The organism is Kitasatospora sp. NPDC024654 (assembly GCF_055559155.1).
On record NZ_JBVHLF010000058.1, the window covers coordinates 24,565 to 32,625 of the forward strand.

The 8,061-nt window shown below is 74.9% G+C and carries 8 protein-coding genes and 2 pseudogenes; 9 read left to right on the forward strand and 1 reads right to left on the reverse strand.

What is annotated here, in order from left to right; translation table 11 throughout:
- Positions 1–138: 138 nt before the first annotated feature.
- The 4 genes and pseudogenes from ACZ38L_RS27655 to ACZ38L_RS27670 form a co-directional block, all read left to right on the forward strand.
- Positions 139–846 (forward strand): annotated as a pseudogene (locus tag ACZ38L_RS27655) (glycosyltransferase family 2 protein); the annotation flags it as partial.
- Positions 820–1,497 (forward strand): TIGR04282 family arsenosugar biosynthesis glycosyltransferase, encoded by a 678-nt coding sequence (locus tag ACZ38L_RS27660; protein ID WP_465698285.1) that lies wholly within the window; start codon positions 820–822, stop codon positions 1,495–1,497. The pseudogene ACZ38L_RS27655 and the gene ACZ38L_RS27660, both read left to right, overlap by 27 nt.
- On the forward strand, positions 1,497–2,189 hold the full coding sequence (locus ACZ38L_RS27665; RefSeq protein ID WP_465698246.1) for a class I SAM-dependent methyltransferase: 693 nt from the start codon (positions 1,497–1,499) through the stop codon (positions 2,187–2,189). Before ACZ38L_RS27660 ends, ACZ38L_RS27665 begins: the two co-directional genes overlap by 1 nt.
- A 107-nt stretch (positions 2,190–2,296) precedes the next feature.
- Positions 2,297–2,518 (forward strand): dodecin, encoded by a 222-nt coding sequence (locus tag ACZ38L_RS27670; RefSeq protein ID WP_465698247.1) that lies wholly within the window; start codon positions 2,297–2,299, stop codon positions 2,516–2,518.
- Here ACZ38L_RS27670 and ACZ38L_RS27675 read toward each other — a convergent pair.
- Positions 2,478–3,845, reverse strand: a complete 1,368-nt coding sequence (locus tag ACZ38L_RS27675) for a glycosyltransferase 87 family protein (protein WP_465698249.1) — start codon at positions 3,843–3,845, stop codon at positions 2,478–2,480. The genes ACZ38L_RS27670 and ACZ38L_RS27675 overlap by 41 nt on opposite strands.
- 150 nt (positions 3,846–3,995) lie before the next feature.
- On the opposite strand from ACZ38L_RS27675, the pseudogene ACZ38L_RS27680 reads away from it, so the two are divergent.
- From ACZ38L_RS27680 to ACZ38L_RS27700, 5 genes and pseudogenes are all read left to right on the forward strand, one after another.
- Positions 3,996–4,207, forward strand: a pseudogene (locus ACZ38L_RS27680) (TetR/AcrR family transcriptional regulator); the annotation flags it as partial.
- 376 nt (positions 4,208–4,583) lie between these two features.
- A complete protein-coding gene (locus ACZ38L_RS27685) occupies positions 4,584–5,102 on the forward strand; it encodes a hypothetical protein (RefSeq protein ID WP_465698251.1) in 519 nt (172 codons plus the stop codon).
- A gap of 80 nt (positions 5,103–5,182) precedes the next feature.
- A complete protein-coding gene (locus ACZ38L_RS27690; protein WP_465698253.1) occupies positions 5,183–6,031 on the forward strand; it encodes a DUF4097 family beta strand repeat-containing protein in 849 nt (282 codons plus the stop codon).
- A gap of 90 nt (positions 6,032–6,121) precedes the next feature.
- Positions 6,122–7,114, forward strand: coding sequence for an ATP-binding cassette domain-containing protein (locus ACZ38L_RS27695; protein WP_465698287.1), 993 nt, complete (start codon positions 6,122–6,124; stop codon positions 7,112–7,114).
- Positions 7,111–7,902, forward strand: a complete 792-nt coding sequence (locus ACZ38L_RS27700) for an ABC transporter permease (protein WP_465698255.1) — start codon at positions 7,111–7,113, stop codon at positions 7,900–7,902. The genes ACZ38L_RS27695 and ACZ38L_RS27700 overlap by 4 nt, the downstream gene beginning before the upstream one ends.
- The last annotated feature ends 159 nt before the right edge of the window (positions 7,903–8,061 follow it).

Consider the following 8,061-nt stretch of genomic DNA (forward strand, 5'->3'; position numbering starts at 1 on the left):
CGAGGATAGGAAACCCGCGCCCCTCGGAGCCGGGTCCGGGGCGGACCGTACGACTTCCGTAAGGAGCCGGCCGGCTGACGGGCGCCGGAGCAGGGAGCCGGCCGGACCGTAGGAGTTCCGTAAGGTGCCGCTGGCCCGGTGAGCACGCTCCGGCTGCCTAGCGTGGAGGTCGTGACCTCACCGACTCCCCTTCCTCCGGTCGACGTGGTGCTGCCCTGCCTCGACGAGGCGGCCGCGCTGCCCTGGGTGCTCGACCGGATCCCCGCCGACTGGCGGGCCATCGTGGTGGACAACGGCTCACGGGACGGCTCGGCCGAGCTGGCCCGCTCACTGGGCGCCACCGTGGTCGCCGAGCCACGCCGCGGCTTCGGCGCCGCCTGCCACACCGGTCTGCTGGCGGCCGGCGCCGAGCTGGTCTGCTTCCTGGACTGCGACGGCTCGCTCGATCCGGCCCAACTGCCGCGCGTGGTCGACCCGGTGCGCTCCGGCGCGGCCGACCTGGTGCTCGGCCGGCGGCGCCCGACCGTTCGTGGCGCCTGGCCGCTGCACGCCCGGCTGGCCAACGCCGAGCTGGCCCGCCGGCTGCGTGCCCGGACCGGCGCCGCGCTGCACGACCTGGGCCCGATGCGGGCGGCCCGGCGCGAACGGCTGCTCGCCCTGGGCCTGGGCGACCGGCGCTCGGGCTATCCGCTGGAGATGGTGCTCAGCGCGAGTGCGGCCGGGCTGGTGATCGCCGAGGTGGACGTCGACTACCGCCCACGGGCCGGCCGTTCCAAGGTGACCGGGACGCTGCGCGGCACCCGGCAGGCCGTCCGGGACATGCGGACGGTGCTGGCCGCTCCCCCGCCCACCCTGCTGGTGATCGCCAAGGCGCCGGTGCCGGGCCGGGTGAAGACCCGGCTCAGCCCGGCGTACACCGCCGGGCAGGCCGCCGAGCTGGCCGAGGCGGCGCTGGCGGACACCCTGGCCACCCTCGGTACCGTCCCGGCCGGGCGGCGAGTGCTGGTGCTGGACGGCCAGCCGGGCCGCTGGCTGCCGCCCGGCTGGCGGGTGGTGCCACAGGCGACGGGCGGGCTGGACGTCCGGCTGGCCGCCGCCTTCGGGCACGCGCCCTCGACCGCCCCGGCCCTGCTGGTCGGCATGGACACCCCGCAGCTGCGCGCCGAGACGCTCGCCGCGCCGCTCTCCGCCGCTGCCCGGGCCGGCGCCGACGCCTGGTACGGCCCGGCGCGCGACGGCGGCTTCTGGGCCCTGGGCCTGGCCCGCCCCGAGCCCGCGCTGGCACGCCGGCTGCTGGTCGGGGTCCCGATGTCCACCCCGGACACCGGTGCGGTGCTGCTCGATCGGCTGGCCGGGGCCGGGCTGTCGGTACGCCGGCTGCCCGAGCTGACCGACGTGGACACCGCGGTGGACGCGGCCGAGGTCGCCGCGCTGGCCCCGGACGGCCGGTTCGCCGCCTGCTGGCGAGCGCTGGCCCGGACCGGCGAGGTGGCCTGATGACGCCGCCCACCGTCAGCCGGCCGATCGTCGGCCGACCGACCGTCGGCCCGCGCCCGTGGATCGACGACCCGTTCGCCGAGGCGATGCGCAGTGGCCGCGGCCCGCTCTGGCTGCGCCGCGCCGACGGCGGCCGGCACCGGCTGGACGTGGACCGCTGGTGCGCACCGCCGGACGCCGCCGACCGCGGCCTGCTGCTGCGCTGCCTGGCGGCGGGCCGCCCGGTCCTGGACATCGGCTGCGGGCCCGGCCGCCTGGTGACCGAACTGCTCGCGCTCGGACTGCCCGCGCTCGGCGTCGACCTGACCGGCGCGGCCGTCGCCCGAACCCGCGGGCTGGGCGGCGCCGCGCTCTGCCGGTCGGTCTTCGACCGGCTGCCGGGCGAGGGCCGCTGGGGCACCGCGCTGCTGGCCGACGGCAACCTCGGGATCGGCGGTGACCCGGCCGCGCTGCTCGCCCGGACCGCCGAGCTGCTGGCGCCCGGCGGAGTGCTGCTGGCCGAGGTCGAGCCGGGCGCGGTGGACGAGCGGGTGACCGTCCGGGTGGAGGACGCCACCGGCCGGTGCGGGCCGCCCTTCGCCTGGGCCCGGCTCGGGGCGAGCGCGGCGGCCCGCTGCGCGGCCGGGGTCGGGCTGACCGCGGGCGAGCGCTGGAGCGTGCGGGGGCGCTGCTTCCTCGCGCTGCACCGCTGAGCCGCCCCGCACCACCGGGCCCCGCGACGGACCGCGCCCGGCGCGCGGGCCGGTGGCCGATGCCGCACGGTGGAGGGAGGGAACCCGCCACCGTCACGGAGGCCGCCATGACCGAGCACACCTACCGGGTCACCGAGATCGTCGGCTCCTCGCACGAGGGCACCGACGCCGCGATCCGCAACGCGCTGGCCCGTGCGTGCCAGACCCTGCGCCACATCGACTGGTTCGAGGTGACGCAGGTCCGCGGCCACGTCGCGGAGGGCCGGATCGAGCACTACCAGGTGACCGTCAAGGTCGGCTTCCGGCTGGAGGACGCCCCCGCCGCGTGAGCCGCCACCGTACCGCCGCCCCGACCAGCACCAGGACCAGCGCCGCCGCGTAGGCCGGCTGCTCGGTCCTGGTGCCGGCCAGGTACACCACCTCGGCGGCGGCCGGCACGGCCAGCCACTCCCAGCGGCCGTCCAACGCGACCAGCGCCACCAGCAGCAGCCCGTACCAGGGGTAACCGGGCGTGAGGGCGAGCAGTGCGGTCCCGGTGACCAGCAGCGCCCCGCGCCACGGCCGGGCCGGATCGCCGTACCGCAGCACCCAGAGCACGGCGACCAGCACCGCCAGCACCGCGCCGACCGCCGCCGCCGAGTCCGGCAGCACCAGCCGCAGCAGACCGAACCGCTGCACATCGCCCTGGTCGTAGCCCTCCTGACGCAGGTAGCCGGGCAGGAAGCCGACCACCTTGGGCCCGGAGAGCAGGAGGTAGGGCAGGTAGCTCAGGACGAAGACGGCGACCGCCGCGCCCGGCAGCAGCAGGTCGCGCCAGCGCGGCCGGCGGGCCAGCACTCCGGAGAGCGCACCCGGCCAGGCCAGCGCCGGGATCAGCTTCACCGCCGCCGCGCCGCCCAGCGCGGCGCCCGCCGCGACCCGCCGTCCGCGCACCGCCAGGGCCAGCCCGGCCACCGTCAACAGCGCACCGAGGGTGTCCACATGGGCGTCGTTGACGGCCCACACCGCGGTGCCGGGGAACCAGGCCCAGAGCGCCGCCCGGCGCCGGCACTCCGCTGGCAGCACCAACAGCAGCAACACCGTGGTGGCGACCGCCAGCAGCGCCCCGCCCGCCTGTGCGGCCCGCACCCCGTGGCCGTGCTCGACCAGGTGCAGGCCGAGGAACCAGACCTCGGCGACCGGCGGGTAGATGGTCACCACGTTCGGCCGGTTGACGTGACTGCAGAAGCCGGGCGCGGCGATCCGCTCGTCCCAGTCGACGCACGGTCCGTGCGGCGGGAACAGCGCGGGCGCCTCGGCCCGCAGTCCGGCCAGTCGCGGCGCGTCCGGCGGGTAGGCGTACGGCGAGATCCCGGCCGCCTGCACCTGGCCGTCCCACAGGTAGCGGTAGGCGTCGTCGCTGGTCCGCGGCGGCACCAGCAGGCCGCTCAGGGCCACCGCGACGCCGCCCGCCAGCACCAGTGCGGTGACGTGCCGCCCCGGCGCCCGGCGCAGCGCCAGGACGGCGGCGGCGAAGAGCGCGAGGTCCACCGCGTACCAGCCGTAGAGCGGATCGCGATGGCCGAGCGTGCCGCCACGGGTGAAGGTGAGGGCGAGCGCGGCGGTGAGCGCGGCCAGCAGGGCGGCGCACGGCCAGGAGGATCGGTTACCGGACACACCGTCACCCTGCCACCGCGGCGGCGCGCGACACGTCCCCCGCCCCGGACCGTAGCACTTCGGTAAGCCCTGGTCCCGCCACAGGACTTCGGTGGGCGCGCCCTGGAACTCCGGCGTGAGCGCGGGCGCGCGGCACGGCGGGGGTGATGTGGTCGGCGTGCTGCCGGTGCCCGTCGAACCGGTCCACGGACACGGACCGGACCGAGTTCCTCGACGCCACGGCGACCGCATGGGCAGAACTCGACCCCGACCAGTACGCGTTCACCCGGAACGTCGCCGGACAACTGCGCAAGCACGACGACCGGGCGGAGTTCCTCGCCGGCATCGACCTGATCCTCACCGGAATCACCGCTCACCGGTAGCCGACCGGCCGACCCGGCACCATCACGGCCGGCGCCGCCTCGGGACGACTGGAGGCGCTTCCGCATGGAGGCACTTCCGTACGCTCTCCGGACCCCCGCCGGTCGACCCGGGTGCGGAGCGGCTCGACCGGCGGCCCAGCGGCAGAGCGCGAGGCGCAGAGGACCACCCGGTGACACCACATGGCACCACATGGCACCATTCGGCGCCGCCGGCGCCATTGCATGCCCCAAGAGGCACATGAGCGCGCAGGACGCCACCACGGCTCGGGGCACCCCCTTCACGTTTCCGCAGGTAGGGCAGCCATCCCCGAGCCCGTCGCGCACAGGGCGCCATCTGGGCTTGCGCATGGCACCATGGTGCTGCCATGATGGCGCCATGGACCTCACCCCGTATGTCGACACCCTCCGCCGCGAACTGACGGTGGCCGCCGAAGCCGGCGGGGAAGATGCCCGCGAGCTGGCCGAGCGGCTCATCGCCCCCCTGGAGTCGGCGACCCGGCTGACCATGCTCAACGTGCTCTCCGCCGCGATGGACGAGATCACCCGCGAGCTCGCCCCCGGCTCGGTCGACGTACGGCTGCGCGGGCTGGACCCCGACTTCGTGGTGACGCCGCCGCCCGCCGACGGTGGCGCCACCGCGAAGCCGGCCGCGCCCCTCGAGCCGCCCAGGACCGCGGCCCCGGCCGACGGCGACGAGGGCGGCACCGCCCGCGTCAATCTGCGCCTGCCGGCCCACCTCAAGGCGCGCGCCGAGGAGGCCGCGAGCCGCGAGGGCCTGTCGGTCAACGCGTGGCTGGTGCGGGCCGTGTCGGCCGCGGTCGACGGCGGCGCCCGGCCGCGCGCGACGGGGAAGACCCAGAGCATCGGACAGAGCATCACGGGCTGGGTGCGCTAGCCGCGCCCCACCCCCACCACTTCACCACACCACGTCCCACCAGCGGGGACGTCCTGAAGACCCAAGAGGACGGGACAGCCATGCCTTCTTTCGACACCCCCGAACCGATCTCGGCCACGGCGCACGTGGAGGCCGGTTCCATCCAGTTCGTCGCGGGCGACCGCCTCGACACCGTCGTCGAGGTGCGGCCCCGCGACCCGGAGAAGGACCGGGACGTGCGGTCGGCCGGCCAGACCGAGGTCACGTACGCGAGCGGCGTACTGACCGTCAGGACGCCCAAGTCCAATCTGCTCGGCCTCGGCCGCACCGGCACCGTCGACGTGACGGTCGAACTGCCCACGGGCTCGCGCGTCGACCTGACCGGCGCCTGGACCCAGGTGCTCGGCGAGGGCCGGCTCGGCGAGGTCCGCGTGAAGACCTCGTCCGGCGACGTCCGCCTCGACACGACCGGCCCGCTGAAGCTGACCGCGTCGCACGGCTCGATCACCGTCGACCGGGTCGAGGGCACGGCCGAGATCACCACCAGCTCCGGCAGCCTGCGCGTCGGCCTCGTCGACGGCCCCGCCGTCCTGAAGAACTCGCACGGCACCACGACCGTCGGCGCCGCGACCGGCGACCTGCGGGTGAGCGGCGCCCACGGCGACATCGACATCGCGCGCGCCGAGGCCTCGGTCACCGCCACCACCGCCCACGGCACCCTGCGCGTCGCCGACGTCGCCCGCGGCACCATCCAGCTGGAGACCTCCTACGGCGCCATCGAGGTCGGCATCCGTGAGGGCACGGCCGCCTGGCTCGACGTCAGCTCCGGCTCCGGCCAGGTGCGCAACACGCTCACCGCCTCCGAGACCCCGGAGGAGACCGAGGACACCGTCGAGGTCCGCGCCCGCACCCGGAACGGCAACATCGACATCCTCCGCGCCAGGGCCTGAGCACCCCCATCCCCCCGGTACCAGTCCCACCTCGCCCAATCCCCCTGCCACTTCAGCCTTCGAACGGGAGGGCCCATGCGCTCTTTTGTCATGCCCACGCCCAGGAAGAGCGACGGCCAGGAGCCGCCCGCCGCCATCTCCACCGTCGGCCTGCGCAAGTCCTACGGCGACAAACACGTCCTCGACGGGATCGACCTGCGCATCCCGGCAGGCACCGTCTTCGCCCTGCTCGGCCCGAACGGCGCCGGCAAGACCACCGTCGTCAAGATCCTCTCCACTCTCGTCTCCGCCGACCCCGGCTCCGGCGAGATCCGCGTCGGCGGCCACGACCTGGCCGCCGACCCGCAGGCGGTACGCGCGGCGATCGGCGTCACCGGGCAGTTCTCCGCCGTCGACAACCTGATCACCGGCGAGGAGAACATGCTCCTCATGGCGGACCTGCACCACCTCTCCAGGCGCGAGGGCCGCCGCACCGCCGCCGGGCTGCTGGCACGCTTCGACCTGGTCGAGGCCGCGAAGAAGCCCGCCTCCACCTACTCCGGCGGCATGAAGCGCCGCCTCGACATCGCGATGACCCTGGTCGGCAACCCGCGGATCATCTTCCTCGACGAGCCGACCACCGGCCTCGACCCGCGCAGCCGCCACAACATGTGGCAGATCATCCGCGAGCTCGTCTCCGACGGAGTCACCGTCTTCCTCACCACGCAGTACCTGGAGGAGGCCGACGAGCTCGCCGACCGCATCGCGGTGCTCAACGACGGCAGGATCGCCGCCGAGGGCACCGCCGAGCAACTCAAGCGCCTCATCCCCGGCGGGCACGTCCGCCTCCGCTTCGCCGACCCGGTCGCGTACCGGTCCGCCGCCCTCGCCCTGCGCGGGGTCACCCGCGACGACGAGTCCCTCACCCTCCAACTCCCCGGCGACGGCAGCCAGCGCGAGCTGCGCTCGATCCTCGACCGACTGGACTCGGCCGGCGTCGAGGCGGACGAGCTGACCGTGCACACCCCCGACCTCGACGACGTGTTCTTCGCCCTGACCGGCGGCACCGGCGTCCCCGACCAGTCCCAGGAGACCGTCCGATGAGCTCCCTCTCCCTCGCCGTGCGCGACTCGTCCACGATGCTGCGGCGCAACCTCCTGCACGCGCGGCGCTACCCGTCCCTCACCCTGAACCTGCTGCTCACCCCGATCATGCTGCTGTTGCTCTTCGTCTACGTCTTCGGCGACACGATGAGCTCGGGCATCGGCGGCGGCGGTCCGAACCGCTCCGCGTACGTGGCGTACGTCGTCCCGGGCCTGCTGCTGATGACCATCGGCAGCACCGTGGTCGGAACCGCGGTGTCCGTCTCCAACGACATGACCGAGGGCATCATCGCCCGCTTCCGGACGATGGCGGTCCACCGCCCTTCGGTCCTCGTCGGGCACGTCGTCGGCAGCGTGCTGCAGTCGATCACGAGCGTGGTCCTGGTGGGCGCCGTCGCCGTGGCCATCGGCTTCCGGTCCAGGGATGCCGACGTCCTGAAGTGGCTGGCGGCGTTGGGGCTGCTCGTGCTCTTCGCCACGGCGCTCACCTGGATCGCGGTCGGGATGGGCCTGGTCAGCCCGAACCCCGAGGCCGCCAGCAACACCGCGATGCCGCTGGTCCTGCTGCCGCTCCTGTCCAGCGCCTTCGTCCCGGTCCACTCGATGCCCGGCTGGTTCCAACCGATCGCCGAGTACCAGCCGTTCACACCCGCCATCGAAACCCTGCGCGGGCTGCTGCTCGGCAGCGGGATCGGCGACAAGGGGTGGCTCGCGGTCGTCTGGTGTCTGGGTCTCGCGGTGCTCGGGTACGTCTGGTCGACCTCGAAGTTCAACCGCGACCCGAAGTAACCGTCCTGACCGAGCGGGCCGCCTCCTGCGGCTCGTCCCGCCCGAGGGCGGGGGGGGGGGGTGGGGGGGGGGGGGGGGGGGCCCTGCCCTCGTTTTTTTTTGGGGGGGGGGGGGAGGCCCCCCCGATGAGGGGCGAAAAAAAGCGGGGGGGGGGAGAGG

Coding starts and splice junctions, on each gene's coding strand:
- ACZ38L_RS27660 (WP_465698285.1), top strand. CDS start 820: ATGCGGACGGTGCTGGCCGCTCCCCCGCCCACCCTGCTGGTGATCGCC.
- ACZ38L_RS27665 (WP_465698246.1), top strand. CDS start 1,497: ATGACGCCGCCCACCGTCAGCCGGCCGATCGTCGGCCGACCGACCGTC.
- ACZ38L_RS27670 (WP_465698247.1), top strand. CDS start 2,297: ATGACCGAGCACACCTACCGGGTCACCGAGATCGTCGGCTCCTCGCAC.
- ACZ38L_RS27685 (WP_465698251.1), top strand. CDS start 4,584: ATGGACCTCACCCCGTATGTCGACACCCTCCGCCGCGAACTGACGGTG.
- ACZ38L_RS27690 (WP_465698253.1), top strand. CDS start 5,183: ATGCCTTCTTTCGACACCCCCGAACCGATCTCGGCCACGGCGCACGTG.
- ACZ38L_RS27695 (WP_465698287.1), top strand. CDS start 6,122: ATGCCCACGCCCAGGAAGAGCGACGGCCAGGAGCCGCCCGCCGCCATC.
- ACZ38L_RS27700 (WP_465698255.1), top strand. CDS start 7,111: ATGAGCTCCCTCTCCCTCGCCGTGCGCGACTCGTCCACGATGCTGCGG.